The following is a 25,983-nucleotide window of genomic DNA, read 5'->3' on the forward strand; positions in this document are numbered from 1 at the left end:
CCTAAGTTACAGGCGTATCCGCCGATATTTAGTCTGACGCCTAAAGCGTCTGGAAACACGCGACTTCAGTCGTGTGAGGATAAAGTTTTTAATTCACGGTATTTTTGTTTCTGATGAAATGCAGTCATGTGGTATAGGTAAACTTTTATTAGATTATATCAAGAATAAAAAAGTTAGATTACGATTAAATGTATACCAGAAAAATACCAGAGCTCTCTCTTTTTACCAAAGAGAAGAGTTTAATATCCAATGCGAAGGATTCGATGGTACTACTGGTGAAAAAGAATATCCAATGTTGTGGCAGCAGAAATAGAAAGCGATTTTGGGGAGAATTCCCATGGATATTGCCAATATGGTACTGTTTCTTTGCTCTGAAAAAGCAGGCTTTATCACAGGTGAAAACATCTGCATTGACGGTGGTATGACAAAACAAATGATTTATCATGGCGATTGTGGGTGGAGATTTGACATCTAAGTCACGTATTAGAAACACAGAATGTACAAAAGGAGAAGAACTATGAAATTTAAGATGATTCATGAAAATTACAATGTATCAGATTTGGACCGATCTATTAAATTTTACAACGAGGCCCTTGATCTGCACGAAGTGAGAAGAAAGACTACAGATGATTTTATTATTGTGTATCTGAGCAACGATGTAAGTGATTTTGAGTTGGAACTTACCTGGCTTAAAGATCATCCACAGCCGTATAATCTGGGTGAATGCGAATTCCACTTGGCATTCAAGGCAGAGGATTATGAGGCAGCGCACAAGAAGCACGAAGAGATGGGGTGCATTTGCTTCGAAAATGAAGCGATGGGAATCTATTTCATTGTAGATCCAGATGGATACTGGCTTGAGATTCTACCGTAAAGCTGGCTGAGAAATCGTAGAAATCATGTTGATCAGATTTTCAGAGGACTTTAAGGGGGATGTGTTGTCATGAGAACTATAGGTAATATCCTTTGGTTTATATTTGGAGGATTGCTGGGTGGACTAGCATGGGTTTTTGCAGGATGTATATGGTGTATTACAATTATTGGAATTCCGATAGGCCTGCAATGCTTTAAATTTGCAACTTTGGCATTCTGGCCGTTTGGAAAAGAAATCGTGTATGGAACTGGTATGTTTTCATTCTTGGTAAATCTCATATGGATTGTATTTTTTGGCTGGGAAATGGCACTTGGAAATCTGATAGTTGGTTGTATATGGTGTATTACGATAGTTGGAATTCCGTTTGGAAAGCAGTTTTTCAAGATGGCAAGACTTTCTTTCATGCCATTTGGTGCCAGTGTGATAGGGTAGAATACAAAAATTTAAGGAGTCATTTGAGAGAATGATTCAAATGCTATTGGGAATCATAAGTAAAGTTATTAATACATAATAAGAAAAAACAATAGTATTTGTAAGGCGTCAGTGGAGTATTCTACTGGCGTTTTATTTAACATATTGGATTTACGAAGAATGCCTATCAAAGCGAAAAATTGTTAGAACAAGCTGAAATTCCAGAATCTTATTTATGACAAGTGTATTACAAGCACTTGCTGCAAAGCAGATTGAAGTAGAAACAAGAAAACAGCAGAGCCACGAACAGAAGAGTGGAAGAAAGCATTATGAATTTTCCTTATAATTATATGTATTTCGAAGAATTACTTCCGGAAAGTTTTCCCACCGAATTATGAGTCTGTGTAGTATAATTAATAATAATAGTATATTCTGACTTACATTGTTGTAAATAGGAATGATACATAACAAGGAGATGGGTTTAATGTTAAAAAATGGGATATACGAACAGATTGTTAATACGAGAATAAATAAAGAACTGCAGCAGCTTGATCGTGAAAAATATGATATAGAATTAGAAAAACTTGATGGAGAGGATGCAAGACGTATTCTTACCATATACATATCATATGTCATAAATCAGGCTTTGCAATACTTAAGAGACAGTTTCCCGTCATCTAAAGAAAATGAATCGTTACTGGCACAAATTCGTTTATGTAATGAAATCGTTCAGGAAATAGCAGAGCATACGAATGAACCTGAATTTGAGGATAATATCATTCTTGAAAAAGGAGAAGTATTGACCTCATTATATGAAAAAATGAATTCAGCAAGAAGCATTAATACAATCAAAGCTGTGCATCCGGAAACGTCAATTGTAGAGAATGCCTTGTTTACAGGATCTAAAAATGAGCCAAGTATGCTTTCGGAATTGAAGAAAGAAATCTTGTCCTCTGATTCTATTGATCTTTTGGTTTCATTTATTAAGTGGAGTGCAATACGTCCACTTCTTGTGGAATTGACTGCATTCACGAAACGAGAGGGCGTTCGTTTACGTGTGATTGCAACGACTTATACACAGGCTACAGATTATAAAGCGATTGTTGCTCTTGCAGAGCTTCCAAATACGGAAGTGAAGATTAATTATGAAACGAATCATGCACGTATGCATGCAAAATCTTATTTGTTTAAAAGAGACACTGGATTTTCAACTGCATATATTGGCTCATCAAATCTTTCAAATCCAGCTTTGACTGGGGGATTGGAGTGGAATGTGAAGGTGACTGAGAAAGAGTCATTTGATATTGTGAAAAAGTTTTCGGTTTCCTTTGAGAGCTACTGGAATGATGCCTCTTTTGAAACCTTTGACCCTGAAAACCCAGACTGTCATGAAAAGCTGAAAAAAGAATTAACGAGGGCTGCATTTGATAGAAAGTCAAAACGTAGTCTTCAGATTTCGATTCGACCATATGCATATCAGCAGGAAATTTTGGATAATCTTGCTGCAGAACGAGAAGTATACGGACATTATCGTAATCTGGTTTCTGCAGCGACAGGTGTTGGAAAAACAATTATTGCGGCATTTGATTATAAAGCTTTTAAGGAGAAGAACCCAAGAGCACGCTTGTTATTTGTGGCTCACAGAAAGGAGATTCTCGAACAGAGCATTCAGAAATTCCAGGAAGTTTTGAATGACTTTAATTTTGGTGAGTTGTACGTAGATGGTTATAAACCAACGGATATTGAGCATCTGTTTATCAGTATCCAGTCATTCAATTCTGCAAAGCTTTCTCAGTGGACAAGCAAGGACTATTATGACTTTATCATAGTGGATGAATTCCACCATGCAGCAGCTGATTCTTATCAGGAATTACTGGCATACTATGAGCCGAAGATTCTATTAGGATTGACTGCTACTCCTGACCGAATGGATGGTAAGGATATCCTGAAGTATTTTGATGGACGTATTGCATCAAAATTACTGTTGGGTGAAGCGATTGATCGAAATCTGTTAAGTTCTTTTCAGTATTTTGGTGTAACAGATGACACAGATTATAGGAATTTCAAATGGACGCGTGGTAAATATGATGTGTCAGAGCTGGAAAAAGTATATACGGCAGATACAAGACGTTGCGCTTTGATTTTAAACAGTGTAAAAAAATATGTGACAGATATTTCGTCTGTGAAAGGTCTTGGATTTTGTGTCAGTGTTGCTCACGCAAATTACATGGCGAAATATTTTAATGATAAAGGAATCCCGTCCATTGCATTATCTTCGAAAAGTGCAGACGATATTCGAAATGATGCAAAAACAGATTTGTTAAGTGGAAAGATAAACTTTATTTTCGTTGTGGATTTGTATAATGAGGGCGTGGATATCCCGGCTATAGACACCGTCTTATTCTTGAGACCAACAGAAAGTGCGACTGTATTTTTACAGCAGCTAGGACGAGGGTTACGTTTAAGTCCAGGGAAAGATTGCCTTACGGTTCTTGATTTTATTGGACAGGCAAACAAAAAGTATAATTTTGCAATGAAATTTGAGGCAATTGTAGGGAAAGGCCGAAAATCCATTCGCAAACAGGTGGAGGATGGATTCAGCAATCTGCCAAGAGGTTGCTATATCGAACTTGAAAAGTATGCAAAAGAATATATTCTGGAGAACCTGAAGCAGACAGATAATAACAAAAGAGCACTGATTGAAATGGTGAGAACCTTTGAAGAAGATAACGGATTACCGCTTAATCTGGAAAACTTTTTGCTGGAATATAATATGTCTCTGTATGATTTCTATCAGAATACAGGTGCCAGATCTTTGTTCCGCTTAAAAAAGTGGGCCGGCATTATTGAAGATGACAGAGATGTAGATGATAAAATTTACAGTATGATGACCGGATTTTTCCATGTGAACTCAGCCAGACTACTGGATTATTGGATCAGATATATTGACGGTAATAAAGTTGCAAATAGCGAAGAAGAACGCATCATGCGAAATATGCTTTATTATACATTTTATAAAAAGCATCCGGCTAAATGCGGTTTCCAAAGTATCGATGAAGGAATTGAGTCAGTCCTAAAGGAAACTTTTGTAAGAGATGAAGTTCTGCAGATTTTAAAATACAATCGTAAGCATATCAGTTTTGTTGCTGGGAGAAATGAATACTCTTATCTTTGTCCTCTGGATTTACACTGCCGTTATAACACAAATCAGATTATGGCTGCATTTGGATTATTTACAGAGACAGAATCGCCGGAATTCAGAGAGGGTGTAAAACGTTTTGAAAATAAAAAAACAGATATCTTTTTTATTAATCTGAACAAATCAGAGAAGGATTTCTCTCCATCTACTATGTATGAGGATTATGCAATTAACGATAAGTTCTTTCATTGGCAAAGCCAAAGTCAGGATAGGCAAGCGAGTGCAAAAATACAGAGATATATTAATCACAAGAATACAGGTGATATCATATCATTATTTGTTCGTGAATTTAAAAGGATTGGTTCATATACAGCACCATATACTTTTTTAGGAAATGCAGATTATGTGAAGCATGAAGGAGAGAGACCTGTCAGTTTCGTATGGAAGCTGCATAATTCGATTCCTGCGGATATGCTGCCAAAGGCAAACAAGAGCATTGCTTTGTAATTCTATGTGATTAGAAATAAAAAGATGTGCGTACTCTCTTGACAAATTCGGGAACAGGAAAGATATATGCATCCGCACTTGCTATGCGTGAGCTTGGTTTCAAAAGAGTGTTGTTTCTGGTTCATCGTGTGACACTTGCGAAGCAGGCTAAAAAATCTTTTGAAAAAGTTTTTGATAAGAAAGTGACAATGGGATTGGTGGGAGCCAGAAATGCCCGGAAAGAAGATAATCGCGGACGTATGTAGCCGATCACGAAAGTAACGCTGAAAATGCATCATCCAGTGAGAGAAGATTTATTACGGTATTTACAGTCAAATATTACAGCATAAATGATTTGAGGTACGAAACAAATGAAGACAATAAAAGTAGTTGCAGCAGTTATCTGCGACAATATGAAAGAAAAGAATAAAATTTTTGCAACGGCTCGTGGTTACGGTGAGCTGAAAGGCGGCTGGGAGTTTCCTGGAGGAAAAATCGAAGCAGGTGAAACACCTCAGGAAGCATTAAAACGAGAAATCATGGAAGAACTGGATACAGAAATTAAGGTAGGGGATTTGATTGACACTATAGAGTATGATTATCCCACCTTTCACCTTTCCATGGATTGCTTCTGGGCAGAGGTCACAGCCGGTCACCTGGAACTAAAAGAAGCGGAAGCTGCAAAATGGCTTACGAAGGATCAACTGGACAGCGTTGCCTGGCTACCGGCAGATGTCACTTTGATAGAGAAAATTCGAAGGAACATGGAGAACTGATTTTTAATATTATTTTCGGAGGAATAGCTATGATATACACAGTAAAACGAATTGAGGAAGACCTGGACTTTGGTTGTGAAGAGCGACCGAAAGGCATGCCAGTCATGGCAATAGTGACGCTTACGAATTCTTCAGGAGAAGAAATAAGGATAAAAGCAGAGGATGCCATGCTTTATGAATGTAACATCAATGAAGGGGACAAGGTTTGCTTTGATGTGAATAATAAGTTGGAAAAAGTGGCACTTCCGAATTGATGGGAGTGCCGTTAAATGTTATTGATTATCGTTGTTTTTGGAAAGCTGTTTCTGCAATGCAGAAAGCTGAATATCAGGTTAATTCCACAATCATTGAAAGCTATTCGGCCGGAACAGAGACAAAGCCTCAGATTAATCAGGATGCCGTTCGTATCATGAAAGAGATTTATGGAATAGACATGGAAGCAAATGGTCAGTATAGTAAGCTGATTACTGATATCCCAGATGTTGATATCGCAATATCAATGGGCTGTAATGTGGGATGTCCTTTTATTGGAAGGGCATTTGATGATAACTGGGGACTTGATGATCCAACGGGGAAATCAGACGATGATTTTAAGGCTGTGATACGGCGGATTGAGGAGAATATCTTTGAGTTAAAGAAAAGATTGAGCGAGAACAAATAGAATACCTGCAGAACAAAATGGCAGCTTATCAGCTTTATGACACAGGACTTACTGTGACAAAGGAAGATGAGTTGCTTTCCTTATCTATCTGCAAGTATTCCAGTAGGATTCCTGTTTTGGGACGAATGTCCGGAAGGTGGATAACCACTTCCTGTCCTTGCTATTCTCTATCTTCAGCTGGTAAATACAAAAACGATTTAGGAAGTTTGGTCTTTTGGTTGTCGGGATTTTCGTACAGCCATTTGGTGTAAACTGATAACATTAGAAAAAGAAATCAAGGGGGAAGGTGAAGTCATATATATCCAGCGTATTTAAGAAAAGAACTTTCTTTGAGTTAAAGAACTTTCAGTTGGTGTCAGAGCAGAGATATCCTAAGAATCAGACGATTTGCATTTATATATGGAAAGATAAGAATGAGCAGTTATTCTGGCAGACTGGTACTTATAATCAGAAACTGAAACAATTCTCAGTTCGTTATGGAACAACGGTGTATGCCATTAATGAAGATAAAGTAATTGCCTGGAAAAAGATGAATGCAGATGCTGTAGCGTTAGAGATAATGGACCGCAGAAATCAGAAACAGTAATCAAAGGCGAGGGATAAAATGGGAAAAGAACAAATATTTTTGCAGGGACAGGTGATTGTGCAGAATGATAAGGATGTTTTACAGGAAAGATGCACTACAAGGGTTATATCTATGTTATACTTGAGGTGATATTGAAAGTGAAAAACTTACCAAAAGCTACATAACAATATGAATAATTCTTAAAGGCTGACACTTGAGGAGGACTATGGAAATTATGGAAATATCAAAAGCTGATTGGAAGTTATATCGTGAGCGTGTTTCAGACTGGCAGGAACATTATATGGAGCAGCTCATCAAGGAATATGTTGAATTGCTTACATCCCCGGGAAACGCTTCGGATCATTTTGGGGAACTTGAAAAGCGAATAAAACAGGATAAGAAACATCCAGGTGTTTTGATCGAACTTCGTAAGTCGACAGCATTATGGGATATTGCGTATTTTGTCAGAGATAAAGTAATAACGATGAATGAGCTTGAAGGATTCAGTGAGGATCTGATTGATGCTGTAAAACTAATTTTGAGTCGATGAAAAAGATTTCCGGTCAGGATAAATAAGAATTAGAAATAAAATATAGGAGAAAATAAATGGTAAAGCAAATAGTAAGAGACATTTTCTTTTTAGGCCAGCCATCCGAGCCGGCCACAAAAGCAGATATCCAGATTGGAAAGGATCTGCAGGACACACTGCAGGCGAACCGAGAACGTTGCGTTGGCATGGCTGCCAATATGATTGGTGTAAAGAAGAATATTATCATTGTGAATATGGGATTCATAGATGTAGTGATGTTCAATCCAGTGATTGTTTCAAAACGTGACATGTATGAGACGGAAGAAGGTTGTCTGTCGCTGGATGGTGTTCGCAAGACGACCAGATATCAGGAAATTGAAGTAGAATATTATGACTTCAACTGGAAAAAACAGCGGCAGAAGCTGTCTGGATGGACTGCACAGATCTGTCAGCATGAGATCGATCATTTGTCTGGGAAGATCATATAATCGAATGCGGATTGAGAATAGCTGCTTAACTCGACTCAAGTAATGAAGCGGATTGTGAGGTGACGGATATGCTGAAAAACGTACTGATCGTGGTGGACGATATAGAAAAATCCACAGAGTTTTATAAGGACTTATTTGGACTGCAAGTGATTCTTCAGAATGAAGGTAATGTGATCTTATCGGAGGGACTTGTTTTGCAGGATGCCGGTCTATGGGGGAAGACGCTGGATGAGACTTCTACACCATTCAATAACATGATGGAACTGTATTTCGAGGAATTTGATATAGATGGATTGATTGCAAAATATGAATCTGGTAAGTATTCCGTTCGATATGCCACAGAATTGACAGAACTTGCAGGTGGACAGAATCTTGTAAGGCTGTATGATCCGAGTGGTAATCTCATTGAGGTTCGCACTCCATTTATGTTTAATTAAAGGAGAAGATATGCAGATTTTTGTTGATGCAGATGCCTGTCCGGTAGTTGGTATTGTTGAAAAAGTTGCAAAAGAGCACAGTGTTCCTGTAACGTTGTTGTGTGATACCAATCATGTGTTATCATCTGATTACAGTGAAGTGATTGTAGTTGGAGCTGGAGCAGATGCCGTGGATTATAAACTAATCAGCATTTGCCATAAAGACGATATTGTTGTATCACAGGACTACGGTGTGGCTGCAATGGCATTAGGAAAAGGTGCTTATGCGATTCATCAGTCTGGGAAATGGTATACGAATGAGAATATTGACCAGATGCTTATGGAACGGCACTTGAACAAGAAAGCACGAAGGGCATCCGGAAAGAATCATTTAAAAGGACCAAGAAAAAGAACAGCAGAAGATGATGAGCATTTCAGAGAATCCTTCGAGAAAATGATACATATGGCAATGGATAAGGAGAAATAATCACAAACGGAACACAGGAGAATTGGGAGGTGCAGAATGACGGAAAAGAAAAGAACCTATATTGCAATTGATCTTAAGTCATTCTATGCATCTGTGGAATGTAAAGAACGAAATCGGGATCCTTTGACTACCAATCTTGTGGTTGCGGATAAAAGCAGAACAGAAAAAACAATCTGTCTTGCGGTATCTCCAGCCTTAAAGTGTTATGGGATACCCGGAAGGGCCCGTTTATTTGAGGTTGTTCAAAAAGTAAAAGAAGCCAATAGTGCCCGCAGGTGGAAAGCACCGAACAGAACATTTATTGGTTCTTCTGATGACAGCACAGAATTAAATATCAATCCTGCACTGGAGATTGATTATATTGTTGCTCCTCCCCGGATGGCTCTCTATCTGGAATACAGCACCAGAATTTACAGCATTTATCTGAAATATATTGCACCGGAAGATATTTTCCCGTATTCGATTGACGAAGTATTTATGGATGTAACGAATTATCTGCATACTTATAATATGACAGCAAGAGAACTTGCAATGACCATGATACAGGATGTGCTGAAAACGACAGGTATAACGGCAACTGCCGGAATTGGAACGAATATGTATTTATGCAAGATTGCGATGGATATCGTGGCAAAGCATATTAAAGCAGATAAAGATGGCGTACGAATTGCAGAATTGGATGAAATGTCATACCGAAGGAAACTCTGGAGCCACAGACCTCTTACTGATTTCTGGAGAGTCGGAAAGGGATATGCAAAGAAGTTGGAAGAATATGGCCTTTATACGATGGGTGATATTGCCAGATGTTCCATCGGAAAAGAGAATGAATTATATAACGAAGATTTGCTATATAAACTGTTTGGCGTTAATGCAGAGCTTCTGATCGATCATGCCTGGGGATATGAGCCCTGTACCATGGAAATGGTCAAGTCTTACAAACCGGAAACGAACAGTGTTTGTTCCGGGCAGGTACTTCATTGTCCTTATGACTTTGAAAAAGCAAAATTAGTCGTCAAAGAGATGACGGACCAGATGGTTTTGGATCTGGTGGATAAGAAGCTTGTGACGGACCAGATTGTATTGACGGTTGGTTATGATATTGAGAATCTGAATAATGCCGACAGGAAAAAGCAGTATCATGGAGAGGTTACAATCGACCGTTATGGAAGAAGAATTCCGAAACACGCACATGGAACGACCAATCTGAAACGGCAGACTTCCTCAACAAAACTGATAATGGATGCAGTAATAGAGCTATATGACAGGATCGTTGACAGAAACCTGCTTATCAGAAGAATCAATATCACAGCGAACAGGCTTGTGGATGAAAGCTCTGTAGAGAGAGAAGAAGTGTATGAGCAGTTGGATCTTTTTACGGATTATGAGGTGCAAAGGAAAAAGCAGGAAGAGGAAGAGGCTGCGCTGGATCGTGAGAAACGTATGCAGGAGGCAATGCTCAGTATCAAGAAGAAATTTGGAAAAAACGCTGTACTGAAGGGAATGAATCTTCAGGAAGGTGCAACCGCCAAGGACAGAAATGAACAAATTGGCGGACATAAGGCGTAAAGGAGTTGAAAGAGGATGAAAAATAATTCTTATGACGATATCATCAATTTACCGCATCCGGTCTCTAAGAATCATCCGCAAATGCCTCTTCGGGATCGGGCAGCGCAGTTTGCTCCTTTTGCAGCCTTGACTGGACATGATGCTGCGATAAAAGAAACAGCAAGATTAACCGATGAAAGATTGGAACTGAGCGAGGAAGTGATTGCTCAGCTGAATGAAAAAATCAATATAATCAGAAATAATATCGGTATAGAACAGAATGTATCCATAACTTATTTTATTCCCGATGAAAAAAAAGCCGGTGGATCCTATGTTATGTGCTCCGGTATTGTAAAAAAGGTAGACGAATACGAGCATACCATAATCATGACGGATCAAACGGTCATTCCAATCGAACAGATAAGTGATATTAAATGTGAAGAGTGGTAAATGTGAAAAATGTTTCACTGGGAAAAGTGAAAACAGAAAAAATTATTCTGAAAAGTCAGAAAAAAGCTTTTCTATTATCGTATTACATGGTATACTGAATACCGAAATGAATGATATGCAAAATAGGATTTTATGCGTCAAGTGTTCGGTGAATGGGGAGTTGTCACTGAAACGAAAAGTGCGTCTTACGGTATATTATCCGCACCCGTTGCAAACAATATAAGAGGATATCTCATATTGTGTTAGGGAATGTTTTCGACATACATTCTATCACAATTGGAGATATCCTTTTTAATTTGGTCAAAAGGATAATCTCCATTTCAAAAATACAAAGGAGGTTATTTTTTAATGGTTGACAAAGTGAAAATTGAGCAGGCAGTCCGTCTGCTTCTGGAAGGTATCGGTGAAGATATCACACGGGAAGGTCTGATTGATACTCCTGACAGGATTGCCCGCATGTGTGAAGAAATTTACGGAGGTCTTGGTCATGAAGCGGACCAGCATCTGTTAAAGCAGTTTCCTGTAGAAAATAATGAAATCGTGCTGGAAAAAGACATCACCTTTTACTCCATGTGTGAGCATCATTTGATGCCTTTTTATGGAAAAGCTCATCTTGCATACATCCCCAACGGCAAAGTTACCGGTTTAAGCAAACTGGCACGTACAGTAGAGGTTTATTCCAGAAGACCACAGATCCAGGAACGGCTTACCGTTCAGATCGCAGATGCTTTGGAGCGTACTCTGGATCCAAAAGGAATTATGGTAATGCTGGAAGCGGAACATACCTGTATGACCATGCGCGGAATAAAAAAACCAGGAAGCAAAACAATCACTACTGTAACCCGTGGTGCGTTTACAGAAGATAAGGAACTGCAGAAAATGTTCCTTTCTATGGTAAAAGGATGAATAACAATTTTTCAGATATGGATCGTGTCAATCAGATCTGGAGGCATCCGGTTTATCAGGAACATTATAAAAAAATACAGGAACTTGAGAGTGAACGGATCTTCTGCCGTCATACGCCTGAACATTTTCTGGATGTTGCACGGTTGATGTACATTTATGCATTGGAGGAACATCTGGAGCTGCCCAAAGAGCTTATCTATGTAGCAGCACTTCTTCATGATATCGGACGTGCACAGCAATATCAGTACAACATTCCCCATGATATTGCAGGAGTAGAAATCGCACGGGAAATCCTGACAGATCTGCACTTTACAGAACAGGAAAAAGAACTGATTCTGTCTTCCATTGGACATCACCGAAAAGGAGATTCCTGCAGTACGCTGGCAGCACTTCTTTATAAAGCGGATAAGCAGTCCAGAAATTGTTTTTTATGTTCCGCTGCTTCTGAATGCTATTGGTCTGATGATAAAAAAAATATGAAAATTGAATACTGATCTTCTTCATAAGCATAAAAGAAAGGATGGGCTCTGCTCATGAAAATTGGAAACCGTTTTTTTGATACTAAGAATCATACTTACATAATGGGAATTTTAAATGTTACTCCTGATTCCTTTTCAGACGGCGGCAAATGGAATCATATGGATGAAGCTTTGAAACATACAGAGGCAATGATTGCTGATGGTGCAGATATTATTGATATCGGAGGCGAATCTACACGTCCCGGTCATACTCCTGTCAGTGCTGATGAGGAAGCACAGAGAGTTCTTCCTGTTATTGAAGCGGTCAAAAAACATTTTGATATTCCTGTTTCTGTAGATACTTTTAAGAGCAGTGTTGCTGAAAGCTCTATCCAGGCAGGAGCTGACCTGGTTAACGATATCTGGGGATTAAAATATGATCCGAAAATGGCAGCTGTGATCGCAAAATATGATGTGGCCTGTTGTCTGATGCACAACAAATCTAATACAGAATATCAAAACTTTCTCATTGATATGCTCGCCGAAACACAGGAATGTGTTAATCTTGCAAGACAGGCTGGAATTAAAGATGAAAAAATCATGCTTGACCCGGGAATTGGTTTTGGAAAAACATTTGAAATGAATCTGGAAGCAATGAATCACCTGGAGCTTTTTCAGAATCTGGGATTTCCGGTTCTCCTTGGTACATCACGCAAATCCATGATTGGACTGGCGCTGGAGCTTCCGGTAGATCAGCGCGTGGAGGGGACTTTGGCTACCAGTGTAATTGGCGTAATGAAGGGATGCTCTTTTGTCCGTGTCCACGATGTTAAAGAAAACAAGCGTGTGATCCAGATGACAGAAGCAATCCTGGGACGCAGATAAATTACTGGCACAAAACAGATGGTAAATATAAATAACATACAGAAAGGATTTGCTGTTATGGATGAGACCAGATTAGATAAAATAGAAATTAAAGAGTTGGAGGTTTTTGCAAACCATGGTGTATATCCCGAAGAAAATGTTCTGGGACAGAAGTTTGTTATTTCTGCTACACTTTTTACCAGAACACGTCTGGCGGGATTAACCGATGAGTTGTCTGCTTCCATAAACTATGGCGAAGTCAGCCATATGATCACTGATTTCACTAGAAAACATACTTATAAACTTCTGGAATCTCTTGCAGAGAATCTTGCAGAAATGCTTCTTTGCTCTCTTTCCGGACTTGAAAAAATAACTCTGAAGATCGAAAAGCCCTGGGCACCGGTTGGTCTTCCTCTGAAAACCGTATCTGTGGAAATTACACGGAAATGGCATACTGCTTACATTGCTTTTGGCTCTAATATGGGTGATAAAAAGATGTATATAGATAATGGAATCCGTGGTCTGGCAGAGACAAAAGGATGCCGTATAGAGGCAATTTCCGATTATCTTATCACAGAACCTTACGGAGTTACTGATCAGGATGAATTTTTAAATGGAGTTCTGAAAATGCGGACACTTCTTACTCCTGGAGAATTGCTTGTGCGACTGCATCAGTTAGAACAGGAGGCAAACAGGGAACGTATCATCCACTGGGGACCAAGGACACTGGATCTGGATATCCTGTTTTATGATCAGGAAATTATTGATATGCCAGATCTTCATATTCCTCATATTGATCTGCACAACCGCGATTTTGTTCTTATACCAATGAATCAGATTGCTCCGTATCTGCGACATCCTGTGTTAAATCAGACCATTTCGCAGCTTCTGGACAGCCTTCTGAACAAATCTGAAAATACTGCAAAATAAAGTGAACAGTAACCAGTAACGATATTTTGTTGAATGTTCCATTGATATTTACTTTGCCATTTTTTACAAACAGTGCTATGATATATTCAATGGAAATTCTATAAAAGAGAAAACACCTACAGGAGGGCAAAAAATTATGAGAATCAGACGCGAAGAACACATGGCAGGTGGAAATGGTCACGTAATTATCAAAGAAATCCTTGACGCAGAGCAGTTGAACGGTAAATGTGGACTGTATGCACAGGTAACCCTGGAGCCGGGATGTTCACTGGGATATCATGAACATCATGGAGAAAGTGAAACCTATTATATTTTACAGGGACAGGGCGAATACAATGACAACGGTACCTATCGTCCGGTAAAAGCCGGAGATATTACATTCACACCGGACAATCATGGACATGCACTTGCAAATACAGGAAATACAGATCTGGTTTTTATGGCTCTGATCATTAAAGACTGATATAAAAGCAGCAGCACATATTTCTTATGGAAATAATGACTGCTGTTTTTATTACCAGGACAGACTGATTATAATAAAAAATAGTATAAATCAGGTAGCATTTTAGCCGAATCAAGTAAGTCCCCTGCTTCAATTGCGAAAAGTAATAAGCAGTGGGTGGGGACTTGCTTGTATCAGGAGGAGTGCAAGCTCCTTCTGATAAACTGCGAAGCAGTTATTCGATTATGAGCAAGTAGCGAAGCGGATTGCGAATATCCGCTTGATTAATCATTCAAATGGAGAATCAAACTATGTACAGAAAAACAGCAAAGAAGTTACTGAAATTCATAGAGAAAAGCCCCACTGCATTTCAGGCAGTGACGGAGATGACCAAAAGGCTTGACAAAGAAGGCTTTGAAGAATTGAAAGAGGAGGATCACTGGAAGCTTAAAAAAGGCGGAAATTATTATGTGACCAGAAATCATTCTGCGATCATAGCTTTTTCCATTCCGCAGAAGCCTGTGTGGAAGTTTCATATTATGGCAAGCCACAGTGATTCCCCTTCCCTTAAGATCAAGGAGAATCCTGAAATAGAGGTGGAGAATGCTTATATCAAACTGAATGTGGAGCGTTACGGTGGAATGATTCTGTCTCCGTGGTTTGACAGACCTCTGTCGGTAGCAGGAAGGCTGATTGTCCGCCAGGATGGAAAAATCAGAGAGAAGATGGTGGCTGTGGACAGAGATCTGCTGGTCATTCCCAATCTTGCCATTCATATGAACAGGGAAGTAAATGACGGATATAAATATAATGTGCAGAAGGATATGCTGCCTCTTTTCAGCGGTAAGGAAGGAAAGGGTAGATTTATGGAAACTGTGGCTGAGGCCGCAGAAGTAAAGACAGAAGATATTCTGGGACATGATCTGTTTCTTTATGACAGAACTCCGGGTACTCTGTGGGGAGTAAATGAGGAATTTGTCTCTGCACCCAGACTGGATGATCTGCAGTGTGCATTCTCTTCTATGGAGGGATTCCTGCAGGGAAATCGTGAAGAAAGCATTTCTGTACATTGTGTGCTGGATAATGAAGAAGTGGGAAGCAGTACAAGACAGGGCGCTGCTTCCACATTCCTTAAGGATACTCTGATGCGGATCAATATGGGACTGGGACGTACTCAGGAGGAATACTATATGGCACTTGCAGACAGCTTTATGATCTCTGCAGATAATGCCCATGCCCTCCATCCAAACCATACAGATAAGACAGATCCGGTAAATCGTCCGGTGCTGAATGAGGGAATCGTGATCAAGTACAATGCAAACCAGAAATATTGTACAGACGGAGTGTCCGCTGCAATTTTCAAGGATATCTGTGACAGGGCAAAGGTGCCGTACCAGACCTTTGTGAACCGTTCGGATATGGCAGGCGGATCCACGCTGGGAAATATTTCCAATACCCAGGTTCCTGTGAAAACAGTGGATATCGGTCTGGCACAGCTTGCCATGCACTCTGTATATGAAACCACAGGTGCGAAAGATACAGAGAGCCTGGTTAAGGCAGCGACAGTATTTTTTGCATAGCTTGTCGGCACACTGGAAGATAAACGTAAATATAAAAATCAGGAGATAAGAAAGTGAACAGAAAAGCAGTGTTTTTTGATGCAGACGGAACACTCTGCGATATGGAAAAGGGTGTACCCCAGAGCACAAAGGAGGCATTGAAGAAATTAAGAGAAAACGGTCATGACGCATGGCTTTGCACAGGCAGGAGCAGGGCCTTTGTTTCCTGGTATCTGGAAGAGCTTCCATTTACCGGTATGATCAGTGCCTGCGGGGCTACCATTGAAAAAGATGGAGAACGTCTTTTTAATAAAGAGATGCCCCCGGAAGTTGCAAAAAAATCAGTGGAAATCCTGCGCAGATATGGTCTGGTCCCGGTTATGGAAGGTGCAGATTTCATGTATTATGATAAGGATGAATATAATACAGATGTGAACTGGTATACGGATCTGATCACAGAATCTTTAGGATCTAAATGGCGTCCCATCAGGGGAAATGAAGATTGTATGCGCATTAATAAGATCAGTGCCAAAATGATAAAAGGCTGTGATGCAGAAGAGCTGCCTGCAGGGAACTGAGTGAGTATTATGACATTATCCGTCATGAGAGTGGTTCAGGGATTGCGGGAACCACCATTGAACTTGTCCCAAAGGGCTTTAACAAGGCAGTGGGGATCTCGGCAGTGTGCAGACTCTTTGATATTCCATGGGAGGATACGATCGTGTTTGGAGACAGCAATAATGATCTCGCCATGTTTGAATATGCGGCGGTGAAGGTTGCCATGGGAAATGGTTCGGAGAAAATAAAAGCTCTGGCTGATCATATTACACAGGATATGTTCCATTATGGAATCAGAAACGGACTGGAATATCTGAAGCTGATATAAACATAAAAAGCCTGGGCTCAGATCAGTCCCAGGCTTTTGCATATATAGAGCCAGATTGTCATGGTAAAGGAGCTTAACAGAGTGGTAGTCATAACCACACCGGAAGTAAAATCGCCGTCATAATCCATGTTTTTGGCCATGATATAACAGCTTACAGTAGTGGCAGAGCCAAGCATGATAATGATCGCAACCAGCATATCATGGGAAAATCCCAGAAGCACAGCCAGTGGAAGAAATACAGCTTCATATCCCACAAGCTTCAGAAAGCTACATGCGATCAGTGGTTTCGGCCTTGCGAATGCCTTGCCGAATTTCAGTGCGCCACCCATGGCCATCAGCCCAAGAGGAGTCGCTGTTTTTCCGAGATTATCTACGGCAGTATTCAGAATTGTTGGCATTGGCAGATGAAGCAGCGACCATACCATACCTGTCAGGATACCAAGGATAATAGGGTTCGTGGCGATTCCTTTCAGGGTTCGGATAAGCTTTGCGGTATCAAGTTTACCGCCGCCGGGAGCGAACAGTGACAGTGTTATAACTGCCATCACATTATAAAGCGGCACACTTCCGATGATCATAAGCGGTGCCATTCCTGCGTTTCCGTAAAGATTCTGGATAATTGCAATTCCAAGGATCGCAGCGCTGCTCCGGTAAGAAGCCTGGATAAATTCGCCCTGGATATTTCGCGGTTTCAGCAGATAGGAAAGTCCTGTGGAAATTCCGATACTGATCAGTGTGACAAAGAAGCAGAACAATACAAATTTCGTATTCCACACACTGTAGAAATCTGACTTTGCAATATCCAGAAACAAAAGCGCAGGCAGAGCTGCATTAAATACGAACTTATTCAGACGGCTGACAAAGGTGTCATCAAAGAGTCCGATCTTCCGAAAAAAGAGCCCGAGCATCAGGGTGAGAAAAATCGGGATTGTAGCATTAAGACAGAAAATAAGATTCTCCATTTTCATAAATCCTTTCAAAAAAATGATTTCTGTACAAAAAGTACGGTTCATAAGGTGACTGCTATATCACAATAACACCATGATTATAAACGTTTGACAGGAATTGTCAAATTCCGATTTCTGTGTTATTCTGAAAAAAATAGTTGCTGTTCAGTATGCCTTGCAGATTGCGGGAATGATTTTTCAGACACGCTCTAAGAGCAGAGTGAACAATAATAAAATTGCAGACAGTGGAGTGGTGGATCATGAAGTATGGAAAGATAAGGATAGAAGATGGATTTCTGGTTTTTACCAGACATATGATGATAAACAATCTTCCATGTAAAGACATTGTATGGGCATATATGCGAAAAGAGGGAGCAGATGAAGGTGATGACAGACAGCTGAGTGTAAATTATCTTGTAATTGTTACCAGACGTAAGAAGAGATACAAGTTCGATATGACAGAAAAAGAGATTCATGAGTGTATCCGCATTCTTAAGATATTAAACCCGGATATGGCAACAGGTTTCCCGAAGGGCGGCAGGATATCTCTTCATAGTCTGCCGAATACCAGAGATCTGGGTGCGATCGTTACAGCTGATGACAGACACATCCTGCCGAGGAGGCTTCTGAGAAGCGGGGAACTTTATCACATTTCAGAGAGCGATAAGAACAGACTCAGAGAAGAATACAATCTGAAGACGGTGATCGACCTGCGTTCGGCAGAAGAGAGAAAATGTAAACCGGATACTATTATAGCAGAAGTAGAATACTACCATGTACCGGTTGTGGATGAGGATGTGCAGGTTATCAGCAACAGAGAACAGTTTGTGAAAATGCTTGCAGGACTCCCGGATGATATGGAAGAATATATGATCAGACAGTACAGGAATTTATGCATGGATCAGCTGGTGTTGAAACAGTATGCGAAGTTTATCGATATTCTTTTCAGGCAGGAAAAAGGTGCTGTTTTGTGGCATTGCGGAACTGGAAAGGACCGTACAGGGATCGGGACTGCTTTTCTGCTCAGTCTGCTGGGGGTGGAGGAAGATGTGATATATGAAGACTATCTGCGCACAAACCGTTATATGGAGCCCAAACTGGTATATATGCAGAGACTTGTACAGACCTGGCCGGAGGCAGATGAGAAAATGACCGAGAAGCTTCCAATTATATATAATGTAAAAGAGGAGTATCTGGCTGCTGTTTTTGAAACAGTGAAAAAGACTTATGGTTCTATGGAAAAGTTTTTCCAGACCGTATTTTATCTGAAACCGAAAATGATCGAAGAGTTCAGAAATAAATATCTGATATAGGCAGTTGATTTGATGTTTTTACAAAAGTTATCATAGAGATACTATTCACTGGTAATATCCCGCGAAGCGTGTTGCTGGGAACGAAGTGAACAGTAACGTCACAGAAAGACATTTGTTTTTGTGCGAAAAATTTATTGACAAAATCACGATTATTGATATAATGGTAACCATACGAGCTATTTATTATATTAACGTGGTGAAAATGTACACGTTGAAAGCAGGTGGGACATGCAGAAGAGAGTATTATCCCTGTTAGTAGATAATACTGCAGGTGTAACAACCAGAGTATCTGGATTATTCAGCCGCAGAGGCTATAACATCGACAGCATTACCGGAGGTGTAACAGCGGACGAGCGTTTTTCCAGAATTACCGTTGTGTGCAGCGGGGATGAACTGATTCTGGAGCAGATCACGAATCAGCTTGCCAAGCTTGTAGATGTAAGAGATATTAAGATCCTGGAGCCGGACAACAGCGTATGCCATGAATTAATGATGATCAAGGTGGCTGCGAAACCGGAGCAGAGACAGGGACTCATTTCCATAGCGGATGTTTTCCATGCGAAAGTTGCAGACGTAAGTGTGGATTCCATGATATTGGAGATGACAGGCAACCATAATAAATTGGAAGCATTTCTTGAGCTGATGGGTGATTACGAGATTCTCGAACTTGCACGTACAGGAATGACCGGTTTATCAAGAGGTTCGCAGGATGTAACCTATTTCTGATGAAAGACCGGAAGGCTTTTCGGAATGCAGAAAATGGAAGAATATCTCAGAAACAGTACATATTATAGTTTGCTAGGGGAGCATCCCTTAACGATAAATTTTTTTACGATTAGCAGGAGGAAAATAAAATGGCTAACAAGATTTTTTATCAGGAAGATTGTAATTTAAGCTTACTGGATGGTAAAAAAATTGCAATTATTGGATACGGAAGCCAGGGACATGCACATGCTCTGAACTTAAAGGATTCCGGATGTGATGTCATTATCGGTCTTTATGAAGGCAGCAAATCCTGGAAGAGAGCTGAAGAGCAGGGCTTTAAGGTATATACAGCAGCTGAAGCAGCTAAACAGGCAGATATCATCATGATTCTTATCAATGATGAATTACAGGCTAAACTTTACAAAGAATCCATCGAGCCAAACCTTGAAGAAGGCAACATGTTAATGTTTGCTCATGGTTTCAATATCCATTTCGGATGCATCAAACCACCAAAGAATGTTGATGTTACAATGATCGCTCCTAAAGCACCTGGTCACACAGTAAGAAGTGAGTATCAGGCTGGAAAAGGAACACCTTGTCTTATCGCTGTAGAGCAGGATTACACAGGAAAAGCTCAGGATCTTGCACTGGCATATGGTCTTGGAATCGGCGGAGCAAGAGCTGGTCTTCTTGAAACTACATTCCGTGTAGAGACAGAGACAGACCTCTTTGGTGAGCAGGCTGTACTTTGCGGTGGTGTTTGCGCACTTATGCAGGCAGGTTTCGAAACACTTGTTGAAGCTGGTTATGATCCAAGAAATGCATACTTTGAATGTATTCATGAAATGAAGCTGATCGTAGACCTGATTTATCAGTCAGGATTCGCAGGAATGAGATATTCTATCTCCAACACTGCTGAATATGGTGATTACATCACAGGACCTAAGATCATCACAGAAGATACAAAGAAAGCTATGAAGAAAATTCTTTCTGATATCCAGGATGGTACATTTGCAAAAGACTTCTTACTTGATATGTCTGATGCAGGTGCACAGGTTCACTTCAAAGCTATGAGAAAGAAAGCTTCCGAGCATCAGTCTGAGAAAGTTGGCGAAGAAATTCGTAAACTTTACAGCTGGAATGGTGAAGACAAACTCATCAACAACTAATCTGAATATGATTAAATTAAAATCCCCTGCTGAATGGCAGGGGATTTTTTATGTTATAGGAAATTACTCCGTAATGTTCCTATAACATAAAAAAGCCCTCCGGGCAGGATCGCACTGCGACGGAGAGGAATTATGTCGCTGAAGCGACCCGCCGCAGGCGGAGAATCCTGCAAGCAGGATTCTTTCTTGCATGTACTGACTCAATGATGGTTGTTTGTTTTGTATTATGCAATTCTTAAGATTATGCATAATATAACAAGATGCAAATCAATCTCAGCATTTTATAATTCGACAATCTGTCCTTTTTCTACGTCATATCTGCAGTACTTACCATTTCCGGAAATAAATGGCTGATATGTATCTGTCCTGTTATCTTTAAGATATACAATTCCGGTAGCGATCATCTCCACTAATGAAAAGCGTTCGCTGAGACTGGAAATCCACTTATATGTTTTGTTCTTAGATGAACTTGCCATAACCATATTGTAGGCATGTCCGTCTTCGGTGGCTTCCAGAGAAAAATATACTTTCTCTGCCTTATCAGGAGCATCAAAGACCTGACTTGTAATATAGGAAGAAAAATTGGTGCTTACAAAATTTCGGAAAGATTTTATATCATAAGTAATTCCGGATACTTCGTCTGTGATTTTATCTCCGCGTTCCAGACGTGTTTTAATAATCTTTAGTACCTCTACAGTCCAGTTGATAAAAGAGATACTACTGTAATTCATACTTTCCATCAACTGTTCGATTAGTTTGCGTGACAGGATATTGGAGCGTATTGCCTCATCATAAAGTTCTTTGTTCATGACATTTTCCCTCTTTTTTGATTATTTGTAACTATTCAGCAGTCTACTATCCCGCGAGGTGTTTTGGCATGAACATGCCAAAATCCCGAGACATACAAGTCAAAATCCCATCGCCGAAGGCGATTTTTAATGGATTTTGACTCGTAACTGTGAAGGTACTGAACAGTTACGATTATTTTATGTTTGTTATAGTGTTTCCGCACATTTCTATGTTATACTGATTATAAATCTGTTTGTTGTAAAATGCAACAAAAAACGGACGAATAAATAAAAATATTTGTGAACAGTAACGAATATATTGTTGCCTGTATTTTTGTTTCTCGGAAGGATAATGAGATATAAGGAAAATTGAGGAGGATAAAATGGAGATAGAAGAAGAGTTTATTTCGGGATTTTGCAGAACATGTAATGGAGGGCAGACTGTCTGCTGCGAATATACGATGGAAGGAGATAAAAGAACCCTCACATTTATGGATTGTGCACATGACAGATGTGTGAATTATGCTGCCTGTGAAATCTACAAACAGGCACATGAAATGGAACGATAAGAATATGTGAGGGTGTACGAAAAGCAGTGAACTGCGAAATGTATTGCTGAGAACGGAGGGGATAGTAACCCGCAAATGCTGTAATTATCGGATTAACCGGAGTTAGAATCAAACATATATGAAAAATAGGCATCTTTGAATGCAGAATAGTTATTTCTGGAAATAGGGACAGAGGAAATGCCGGTAGTGACCATAGTTCTTGTGAACTGTTTTATGTGCGACAGGTTTACAATATAGCTTCGGTGACATTTAAAGAATCCTTTTGCCGGAGTAAAGACCCCTTCACACTTTGCAAATAATTCGCGGATTTTTAAAGTAGTTCCATTTGAAAGGCAGACCAGAACCTGTTTATTCTGAGCTTCCAGATAATCTACATCATTGAGCGTAATTGAGCAGAATCCGTCTGTAGTATGTGCGATGAAAGTTTCCGCCGGAACATGATAGGTTTTAAAAAAATCATCCATAACAGAAAAAAGTTTCAGAGTATTTACTGGTTTTAAAAGATAATGAAAAGCTTTTACATCATAGGAATCCAGGGCAAATTCTCTGGAAGAAGTCAGAAAAATCACAGGAACAGTCAGTCCCATGCTGCGTATTTCTCTTGCTGTATCTATGCCGTTTAATAATGGCATGATGATGTCGAGAAAGATCAGATCTACCGGAATTGTCCGGAGAGCTGTTAACAGATCATCACCGTTGGAATATGGATACAGGGTAAGTGAAAAATCATTTTTTTCCGCCCAGTGAGTCAGAAGTGAACTTAATTCCCGGGTAAAGAGTATTTCATCATCACAAATTGCAATATTCATAATTTTTATCAAAACCTTTCTGTGAATAAATGTATGTATTGTATCCGGCAGTGAAAATCCTGTGTCAGATGATGATTCGCAGGACAAAGCAATGGTCCACGATAGAAAAATGACACTGTCCATGCAATTGTTCCACATAATAAATAATACTCCTGACACCGATTCCATGCCCGTTTCTGGTAGAAACCGGAACTCCATCTACAAATGCCGGAATTTTTTCTACGGGATTTTCCAGTTGGAACAGAATGTGATTCTTTTTCTGTGAAAGAGTAAGCCGGGCCCATTTTGAAGGTGATTCCAGCTGCTCCAGTGCATGCATGGAGTTTTCCAGCGCATTGGACAGGATTGTACAGAGGGACAGATCGGAGCATGGAAGTTCTTTTCCTGTAGAAACATTGCATATAAGAGACAATCCTCTGTCTGCGAAACGGGAATGATAAATGGAAAGCACAGAGTTCAGCATTTCATTTCCGGAATAGGCGGCGATGATCGTATCGTCATATGCAGAATTAATTTCATGGATGTATTCCTGTGCTTTATCCGGATGTCCGTTTTGCAGCTGGGTCAGAATAATACTCAGATGGTGGCGCATATCATGCCGCAGGATCGCCAGTCTCTGGCTGCTGATCTTTACCTGTTCAATTTCGTTTTGCATGGATTGAAGCTGCATTTCACGAAGATTGCTGTATTGCGTTATCTCCTGTTTATTCTCATATTCCTGAAAGTAGATGATGAGAAATACCAGGTAGGCAATGCAGAATGCAAATCCCATGAACTCAACAACTGCTTTATTTCCGGAATAAAGTAAAGTTGAAAACTTGGTGGAAGCATAATCAAAAACGTAATATACAAATGGCAGGAAACCGATGATGGAAAGCTCACGTGCATTTTTTGTAAAAATTGTTTTTGTAGATCGAAATACATATCGATAAAGAAGGACAAAAGTTAAGGTTGTTGTTAAGATCCGCACAGAATAATAACACCACTGTAATCCTGTTATTGCCAAAGCGAATAATCCGGTCCAGTTGCTTATCTGGCAACACAGATAGGCAGAAAAGACAGAAACAGCGGAAGAAATCAGAGGATACTTATAATGAACGGAGAGGAATAAAACCAATGGAAAATGTACGATCAGAGGATAGGACATATTTGCAAGAGTTTCCCCAAATAATGCCAGATCAATTACATATAACAGTCCCTGCCCTGAAAATAACAGAAACATAGTCAGGATATTTTTTCTGATTGGTTTGATCCCAAGAAAAAATGCAGAACAGTAAATTCCAAAGAGCATGGTAGTGACACCATGAACAGCAGATAAAATCTGTTCAGACATAACAGCACCTCCGTCTGATAAGGATTAATAAAATTTATCATCAAAATGTTGTATATATATCAAGTATAAAAGATTTCAAATTTAAAGACAACCTTTTTCCATACCATTCACACCATATAATTACTGTTCGCGTGAAAGAGAAAAAATGTTGTTGTTCTGTGTTATAATCAGTCTATAAAGGAATATCGAAAAAAATTACGAGGAAGGAGATGAAAGAGACAGCATATTTAACGATATACCGGCGCTGGATGAAAAAAGAAAAACAGAAGAAAAACAGACCTGATGGAAAAGTACCATGCAGGTCTGTTTTTATATCATTCTTTCCTGTTTTTACTTATTTACATCAATATAACTGTACAATGTATATTTGGAGATTCCGAAATAATTTGCAACCTTATCTCCGGATTTGGTAATAAGGAAAGCACCTGCATCATTTAAGAACTGAATAGCAGTAACCTTATCCTCCTTATTCATTAAAGGAACAGGTTTGCCTACCAGAGCTACAGATTCTTCGATCAGATGATCAAGAAGATCATTGACATTATGAGTGATCTCTTTGGGCTTCTCTTCCTTATTTTCCGGAGTGACAAGAGAATGAAGGGCAGATTCGATCATAGTAAGCTTGGTAATGTCATAATTGATTCCGAAAACATAATGAAGGGTACCATCGTCATCATGAATGTAGGAAGTGCTGCACTTCAGGATCTTGCCGTCTGCTGTTTTCATCAGATAACCGGTATGGTCTTCGGGGGTTGCTCCTTTTTCCTGATTGCGGATCGCATCAAAAACAGCATTGGATGGTCCGTCTCCGATATCTCTGTTTGTAACATGACCATTTACGATGTAGACGATGGAATGTTCCGGCTCCGAAGTTTTCAGATCATGGATTACTACTTCACAGTCAGGTCCGAACTGGGAAGCAAGATCAGCAGCGATTTGTTTTAACACAGTAAGTCGTCCCATTTGATTTCCTCCTATTAATATAACTTTTAAACGGATCATAACCGAATCAGGCAGGGGCTTCTATAGTCTGAGCAGTAACAGTCATTCGATTATGAGCATGTAGTAAAGCGGATAAATTTATCCGTCAAAACGTTCAGTGCAGATACATGGAAACTGCACATTTTTTATATTCTATCATAAAAAAAAGGAAATAAAAAGAGCCTAAAAAAAATAAATGTGAATACCTTAAAAAATTTGTGATTATAATCATAAATCATTGAAGTGATATAGGAATCGTGGTATATTTTAAACATGAGAATTGCGATAAGTTAGAGCGTGTCTGAAAAAGGCTTTCTGCAAGATGTGCGTCACAATTTGTGGGATATTTTGCCCGGATGAGGGCGCCGTAGTGGGCTACGGCAACTGAATTCGGGTGAAATATCCCGCAAAGTGGGGCGTTCAGATTGTGGGAATGATTTTTCAGACACGCTCTAGGGGTAAAATACTTTTTGTCCCTAACTTATAATAAAGAAAGG

31 protein-coding genes, 4 pseudogenes and 1 riboswitch are annotated in these 25,983 nt (G+C 39.7%); of the genes and pseudogenes, 29 read left to right on the forward strand and 6 right to left on the reverse strand.

Features of this window, described 5'->3' with window-relative positions:
- Window positions 1–91: 91 nt before the first annotated feature.
- The 24 genes and pseudogenes from LJE12_RS00005 to LJE12_RS00120 all read left to right on the forward strand — a co-directional run.
- Window positions 92–313: pseudogene (locus tag LJE12_RS00005) on the forward strand (GNAT family N-acetyltransferase); the annotation flags it as partial.
- A gap of 24 nt (window positions 314–337) precedes the next feature.
- Window positions 338–475 (forward strand): SDR family oxidoreductase, encoded by a 138-nt coding sequence (locus tag LJE12_RS00010; RefSeq protein WP_330366528.1) that lies wholly within the window; start codon window positions 338–340, stop codon window positions 473–475.
- A gap of 42 nt (window positions 476–517) precedes the next feature.
- Window positions 518–874: a VOC family protein gene (locus tag LJE12_RS00015; protein WP_020993711.1), complete on the forward strand. Its 357-nt coding sequence runs from the start codon at window positions 518–520 to the stop codon at window positions 872–874.
- A 69-nt stretch (window positions 875–943) separates the two neighbouring features.
- Window positions 944–1,306 (forward strand): YccF domain-containing protein, encoded by a 363-nt coding sequence (locus tag LJE12_RS00020; protein ID WP_118613169.1) that lies wholly within the window; start codon window positions 944–946, stop codon window positions 1,304–1,306.
- Window positions 1,307–1,769: 463 nt separating this feature from the next.
- A complete protein-coding gene (locus LJE12_RS00025; protein ID WP_227226129.1) occupies window positions 1,770–4,931 on the forward strand; it encodes a DUF3427 domain-containing protein in 3,162 nt (1,053 codons plus the stop codon).
- A gap of 26 nt (window positions 4,932–4,957) precedes the next feature.
- Window positions 4,958–5,143: pseudogene (locus LJE12_RS00030) on the forward strand (DEAD/DEAH box helicase family protein); the annotation flags it as partial.
- Between the two features lie 138 nt (window positions 5,144–5,281).
- Window positions 5,282–5,686: a (deoxy)nucleoside triphosphate pyrophosphohydrolase gene (locus LJE12_RS00035; RefSeq protein WP_019163307.1), complete on the forward strand. Its 405-nt coding sequence runs from the start codon at window positions 5,282–5,284 to the stop codon at window positions 5,684–5,686.
- 29 nt (window positions 5,687–5,715) lie between these two features.
- Window positions 5,716–5,940 carry a hypothetical protein gene (locus LJE12_RS00040; protein WP_118588032.1) on the forward strand — a complete coding sequence of 75 codons (225 nt, stop codon included), beginning with the start codon at window positions 5,716–5,718 and terminating at the stop codon, window positions 5,938–5,940.
- A 56-nt stretch (window positions 5,941–5,996) separates the two neighbouring features.
- A complete protein-coding gene (locus LJE12_RS00045; protein WP_227226131.1) occupies window positions 5,997–6,347 on the forward strand; it encodes an arsenate reductase/protein-tyrosine-phosphatase family protein in 351 nt (116 codons plus the stop codon).
- Window positions 6,348–6,633: 286 nt separating this feature from the next.
- Window positions 6,634–6,933, forward strand: coding sequence for a hypothetical protein (locus LJE12_RS00050; protein ID WP_227226133.1), 300 nt, complete (start codon window positions 6,634–6,636; stop codon window positions 6,931–6,933).
- 214 nt (window positions 6,934–7,147) lie between these two features.
- Window positions 7,148–7,462, forward strand: a complete 315-nt coding sequence (locus tag LJE12_RS00055) for a multidrug transporter (RefSeq protein ID WP_118613378.1) — start codon at window positions 7,148–7,150, stop codon at window positions 7,460–7,462.
- Between the two features lie 56 nt (window positions 7,463–7,518).
- A complete protein-coding gene (locus LJE12_RS00060; RefSeq protein WP_227226135.1) occupies window positions 7,519–7,929 on the forward strand; it encodes a peptide deformylase in 411 nt (136 codons plus the stop codon).
- A 68-nt stretch (window positions 7,930–7,997) separates the two neighbouring features.
- On the forward strand, window positions 7,998–8,366 hold the full coding sequence (locus LJE12_RS00065; RefSeq protein WP_118613174.1) for a VOC family protein: 369 nt from the start codon (window positions 7,998–8,000) through the stop codon (window positions 8,364–8,366).
- 10 nt (window positions 8,367–8,376) lie between these two features.
- The gene (locus LJE12_RS00070) at window positions 8,377–8,832 is read left to right on the forward strand and encodes a YaiI/YqxD family protein (RefSeq protein ID WP_118613175.1); all 456 of its coding nucleotides are present in this window, start codon (window positions 8,377–8,379) and stop codon (window positions 8,830–8,832) included.
- Window positions 8,833–8,868: 36 nt separating this feature from the next.
- Window positions 8,869–10,398 (forward strand): Y-family DNA polymerase, encoded by a 1,530-nt coding sequence (locus LJE12_RS00075; RefSeq protein WP_118613176.1) that lies wholly within the window; start codon window positions 8,869–8,871, stop codon window positions 10,396–10,398.
- Window positions 10,399–10,413: 15 nt separating this feature from the next.
- Window positions 10,414–10,827 carry a hypothetical protein gene (locus LJE12_RS00080; protein ID WP_118588022.1) on the forward strand — a complete coding sequence of 138 codons (414 nt, stop codon included), beginning with the start codon at window positions 10,414–10,416 and terminating at the stop codon, window positions 10,825–10,827.
- 116 nt (window positions 10,828–10,943) lie between these two features.
- Window positions 10,944–11,040, forward strand: a riboswitch (THF riboswitch).
- Between the two features lie 135 nt (window positions 11,041–11,175).
- A complete protein-coding gene (folE, locus tag LJE12_RS00085) occupies window positions 11,176–11,733 on the forward strand; it encodes a GTP cyclohydrolase I FolE (protein WP_008704861.1) in 558 nt (185 codons plus the stop codon).
- Entirely contained in the window at window positions 11,730–12,227 is a 498-nt protein-coding gene (locus LJE12_RS00090) for an HD domain-containing protein (RefSeq protein WP_227226137.1), read from the forward strand. Before folE ends, LJE12_RS00090 begins: the two co-directional genes overlap by 4 nt.
- A gap of 39 nt (window positions 12,228–12,266) precedes the next feature.
- Window positions 12,267–13,076 carry a dihydropteroate synthase gene (gene folP, locus LJE12_RS00095; protein WP_161275962.1) on the forward strand — a complete coding sequence of 270 codons (810 nt, stop codon included), beginning with the start codon at window positions 12,267–12,269 and terminating at the stop codon, window positions 13,074–13,076.
- A 57-nt stretch (window positions 13,077–13,133) separates the two neighbouring features.
- A complete protein-coding gene (gene folK, locus LJE12_RS00100) occupies window positions 13,134–13,985 on the forward strand; it encodes a 2-amino-4-hydroxy-6-hydroxymethyldihydropteridine diphosphokinase (protein ID WP_227226139.1) in 852 nt (283 codons plus the stop codon).
- Between the two features lie 136 nt (window positions 13,986–14,121).
- The gene (locus tag LJE12_RS00105) at window positions 14,122–14,448 is read left to right on the forward strand and encodes a cupin domain-containing protein (protein WP_022381443.1); all 327 of its coding nucleotides are present in this window, start codon (window positions 14,122–14,124) and stop codon (window positions 14,446–14,448) included.
- A 290-nt stretch (window positions 14,449–14,738) separates the two neighbouring features.
- Window positions 14,739–16,007, forward strand: a complete 1,269-nt coding sequence (locus tag LJE12_RS00110; protein ID WP_173697706.1) for a M18 family aminopeptidase — start codon at window positions 14,739–14,741, stop codon at window positions 16,005–16,007.
- Between the two features lie 53 nt (window positions 16,008–16,060).
- Window positions 16,061–16,564, forward strand: coding sequence for an HAD-IIB family hydrolase (locus LJE12_RS00115; RefSeq protein WP_227226140.1), 504 nt, complete (start codon window positions 16,061–16,063; stop codon window positions 16,562–16,564).
- Window positions 16,565–16,653: 89 nt separating this feature from the next.
- Window positions 16,654–16,872 carry an HAD family hydrolase gene (locus tag LJE12_RS00120; protein WP_320055393.1) on the forward strand — a complete coding sequence of 73 codons (219 nt, stop codon included), beginning with the start codon at window positions 16,654–16,656 and terminating at the stop codon, window positions 16,870–16,872.
- Between the two features lie 17 nt (window positions 16,873–16,889).
- Here LJE12_RS00120 and LJE12_RS00125 read toward each other — a convergent pair whose 3' ends face one another.
- Window positions 16,890–17,834, reverse strand: coding sequence for an AEC family transporter (locus LJE12_RS00125; RefSeq protein ID WP_020993719.1), 945 nt, complete (start codon window positions 17,832–17,834; stop codon window positions 16,890–16,892).
- Between the two features lie 245 nt (window positions 17,835–18,079).
- Here LJE12_RS00125 and LJE12_RS00130 point away from each other — a divergent pair, with 245 nt between their 5' ends.
- From LJE12_RS00130 to ilvC, 3 genes are all read left to right on the forward strand, one after another.
- Window positions 18,080–19,132: a tyrosine-protein phosphatase gene (locus tag LJE12_RS00130; RefSeq protein WP_020993720.1), complete on the forward strand. Its 1,053-nt coding sequence runs from the start codon at window positions 18,080–18,082 to the stop codon at window positions 19,130–19,132.
- Between the two features lie 228 nt (window positions 19,133–19,360).
- The gene (gene ilvN, locus LJE12_RS00135; protein ID WP_008704845.1) at window positions 19,361–19,858 is read left to right on the forward strand and encodes an acetolactate synthase small subunit; all 498 of its coding nucleotides are present in this window, start codon (window positions 19,361–19,363) and stop codon (window positions 19,856–19,858) included.
- A 128-nt stretch (window positions 19,859–19,986) separates the two neighbouring features.
- Window positions 19,987–21,006: a ketol-acid reductoisomerase gene (gene ilvC / locus LJE12_RS00140; RefSeq protein ID WP_008704844.1), complete on the forward strand. Its 1,020-nt coding sequence runs from the start codon at window positions 19,987–19,989 to the stop codon at window positions 21,004–21,006.
- Between the two features lie 281 nt (window positions 21,007–21,287).
- Here ilvC and LJE12_RS00145 read toward each other — a convergent pair whose 3' ends face one another.
- Window positions 21,288–21,815, reverse strand: a complete 528-nt coding sequence (locus LJE12_RS00145) for a hypothetical protein (protein WP_173697707.1) — start codon at window positions 21,813–21,815, stop codon at window positions 21,288–21,290.
- Between the two features lie 362 nt (window positions 21,816–22,177).
- Between LJE12_RS00145 and LJE12_RS00150 the strand changes: the two genes are divergently transcribed.
- A complete protein-coding gene (locus tag LJE12_RS00150; RefSeq protein ID WP_008704840.1) occupies window positions 22,178–22,363 on the forward strand; it encodes a hypothetical protein in 186 nt (61 codons plus the stop codon).
- A 92-nt stretch (window positions 22,364–22,455) separates the two neighbouring features.
- Here the strand turns inward: LJE12_RS00150 and LJE12_RS00155 are convergent, their stop codons facing one another.
- The 4 genes and pseudogenes from LJE12_RS00155 to LJE12_RS20400 form a co-directional block, all read right to left on the reverse strand.
- A complete protein-coding gene (locus LJE12_RS00155; RefSeq protein ID WP_173697708.1) occupies window positions 22,456–23,172 on the reverse strand; it encodes a LytR/AlgR family response regulator transcription factor in 717 nt (238 codons plus the stop codon).
- A 64-nt stretch (window positions 23,173–23,236) separates the two neighbouring features.
- Window positions 23,237–24,505, reverse strand: a complete 1,269-nt coding sequence (locus LJE12_RS00160; RefSeq protein WP_173697709.1) for a sensor histidine kinase — start codon at window positions 24,503–24,505, stop codon at window positions 23,237–23,239.
- Between the two features lie 330 nt (window positions 24,506–24,835).
- Complete coding sequence (locus LJE12_RS00165) at window positions 24,836–25,468, reverse strand: helix-turn-helix transcriptional regulator (protein WP_020993722.1); 633 nt, start codon at window positions 25,466–25,468, stop codon at window positions 24,836–24,838.
- A 253-nt stretch (window positions 25,469–25,721) separates the two neighbouring features.
- Window positions 25,722–25,871 (reverse strand): annotated as a pseudogene (locus LJE12_RS20400) (DUF6783 domain-containing protein); the annotation flags it as partial.
- Between LJE12_RS20400 and LJE12_RS20405 the strand changes: the two are divergent.
- Window positions 25,809–25,973: pseudogene (locus LJE12_RS20405) on the forward strand (DUF6783 domain-containing protein). The pseudogenes LJE12_RS20400 and LJE12_RS20405 sit on opposite strands and share 63 nt — an antisense overlap.
- Window positions 25,974–25,983: the final 10 nt, after the last annotated feature.

The organism is Blautia sp. DFI.6.71, from assembly GCF_020593585.1.
GTDB classification, from domain to species: Bacteria; Bacillota; Clostridia; order Lachnospirales; family Lachnospiraceae; genus Blautia_A; species Blautia_A wexlerae.

Coding starts and splice junctions, on each gene's coding strand:
- folP (WP_161275962.1), top strand. CDS start 12,267: ATGAAAATTGGAAACCGTTTTTTTGATACTAAGAATCATACTTACATA.
- LJE12_RS00010 (WP_330366528.1), top strand. CDS start 338: ATGGATATTGCCAATATGGTACTGTTTCTTTGCTCTGAAAAAGCAGGC.
- LJE12_RS00165 (WP_020993722.1), bottom strand. CDS start 25,468: ATGGGACGACTTACTGTGTTAAAACAAATCGCTGCTGATCTTGCTTCC.
- LJE12_RS00060 (WP_227226135.1), top strand. CDS start 7,519: ATGGTAAAGCAAATAGTAAGAGACATTTTCTTTTTAGGCCAGCCATCC.
- folK (WP_227226139.1), top strand. CDS start 13,134: ATGGATGAGACCAGATTAGATAAAATAGAAATTAAAGAGTTGGAGGTT.
- LJE12_RS00080 (WP_118588022.1), top strand. CDS start 10,414: ATGAAAAATAATTCTTATGACGATATCATCAATTTACCGCATCCGGTC.
- LJE12_RS00155 (WP_173697708.1), bottom strand. CDS start 23,172: ATGAATATTGCAATTTGTGATGATGAAATACTCTTTACCCGGGAATTA.
- LJE12_RS00125 (WP_020993719.1), bottom strand. CDS start 17,834: ATGGAGAATCTTATTTTCTGTCTTAATGCTACAATCCCGATTTTTCTC.
- folE (WP_008704861.1), top strand. CDS start 11,176: ATGGTTGACAAAGTGAAAATTGAGCAGGCAGTCCGTCTGCTTCTGGAA.
- LJE12_RS00130 (WP_020993720.1), top strand. CDS start 18,080: ATGAAGTATGGAAAGATAAGGATAGAAGATGGATTTCTGGTTTTTACC.
- LJE12_RS00160 (WP_173697709.1), bottom strand. CDS start 24,505: ATGTCTGAACAGATTTTATCTGCTGTTCATGGTGTCACTACCATGCTC.
- LJE12_RS00090 (WP_227226137.1), top strand. CDS start 11,730: ATGAATAACAATTTTTCAGATATGGATCGTGTCAATCAGATCTGGAGG.
- LJE12_RS00075 (WP_118613176.1), top strand. CDS start 8,869: ATGACGGAAAAGAAAAGAACCTATATTGCAATTGATCTTAAGTCATTC.
- LJE12_RS00015 (WP_020993711.1), top strand. CDS start 518: ATGAAATTTAAGATGATTCATGAAAATTACAATGTATCAGATTTGGAC.
- LJE12_RS00025 (WP_227226129.1), top strand. CDS start 1,770: ATGTTAAAAAATGGGATATACGAACAGATTGTTAATACGAGAATAAAT.
- LJE12_RS00055 (WP_118613378.1), top strand. CDS start 7,148: ATGGAAATATCAAAAGCTGATTGGAAGTTATATCGTGAGCGTGTTTCA.
- ilvC (WP_008704844.1), top strand. CDS start 19,987: ATGGCTAACAAGATTTTTTATCAGGAAGATTGTAATTTAAGCTTACTG.
- LJE12_RS00150 (WP_008704840.1), top strand. CDS start 22,178: ATGGAGATAGAAGAAGAGTTTATTTCGGGATTTTGCAGAACATGTAAT.
- ilvN (WP_008704845.1), top strand. CDS start 19,361: ATGCAGAAGAGAGTATTATCCCTGTTAGTAGATAATACTGCAGGTGTA.
- LJE12_RS00020 (WP_118613169.1), top strand. CDS start 944: ATGAGAACTATAGGTAATATCCTTTGGTTTATATTTGGAGGATTGCTG.
- LJE12_RS00110 (WP_173697706.1), top strand. CDS start 14,739: ATGTACAGAAAAACAGCAAAGAAGTTACTGAAATTCATAGAGAAAAGC.
- LJE12_RS00045 (WP_227226131.1), top strand. CDS start 5,997: ATGCAGAAAGCTGAATATCAGGTTAATTCCACAATCATTGAAAGCTAT.
- LJE12_RS00035 (WP_019163307.1), top strand. CDS start 5,282: ATGAAGACAATAAAAGTAGTTGCAGCAGTTATCTGCGACAATATGAAA.
- LJE12_RS00065 (WP_118613174.1), top strand. CDS start 7,998: ATGCTGAAAAACGTACTGATCGTGGTGGACGATATAGAAAAATCCACA.
- LJE12_RS00145 (WP_173697707.1), bottom strand. CDS start 21,815: ATGAACAAAGAACTTTATGATGAGGCAATACGCTCCAATATCCTGTCA.
- LJE12_RS00040 (WP_118588032.1), top strand. CDS start 5,716: ATGATATACACAGTAAAACGAATTGAGGAAGACCTGGACTTTGGTTGT.
- LJE12_RS00105 (WP_022381443.1), top strand. CDS start 14,122: ATGAGAATCAGACGCGAAGAACACATGGCAGGTGGAAATGGTCACGTA.
- LJE12_RS00070 (WP_118613175.1), top strand. CDS start 8,377: ATGCAGATTTTTGTTGATGCAGATGCCTGTCCGGTAGTTGGTATTGTT.